The 475-nt window shown below is 39.4% G+C and carries 1 protein-coding gene; it reads left to right on the top strand.

Translation table 11 applies throughout. From position 1 onward, the window contains the following. Window positions 1-475, top strand: a 475-nt coding sequence (locus tag P5683_RS25815) for a Uma2 family endonuclease (RefSeq protein WP_315641294.1), incomplete at both ends; no start/stop codon positions are given.

Here is a 475-nt window from a genome sequence, read left to right as displayed (position 1 = left end):
CTATTTACACCTACAACAAATCTTGTTACTGATTAAATGCCTAGACTGGTTATGGCAAGACCGAAATGATTATTTTGATGCGGGAAACCTGACAATTTACTATAGTCCTCATCAGAAAAAATCATCAGATTTTCGTGGACCAGATTTCTTTGTGGTGTTAGATACGGAAAGGCGATCGCGCAAAAGTTGGGTAGTGTGGGAAGAAGGGGGAAAATATCCTAATATCATTGTCGAGTTATTATCAAGTTCCACAGCTAAGACTGACCGCACGGAGAAAAAGAAAATCTATCAAGAGATTTTTCGCACTCCGGAATATTTCTGGTTTGACCCGGAGAGTTTAGAGTTTCAAGGATTTGCGTTAATTCAGGGAACCTATCAACCGATAACCCCTAATGATATGGGACATTTATGGAGTGAACAACTGCAACTATTCTTAGGGATAGAAAATCGTCAACTCCGCTTTTTTAGTCCTGAT

The organism is Limnospira sp. PMC 1279.21 (assembly GCF_032349615.1).
Classification (GTDB): Bacteria; Cyanobacteriota; Cyanobacteriia; order Cyanobacteriales; family Microcoleaceae; genus Limnospira; species Limnospira fusiformis.
The sequence above is the reverse complement of the archived record's forward strand: the minus strand, read 5'-3'. Positions and strand labels throughout refer to the sequence as shown.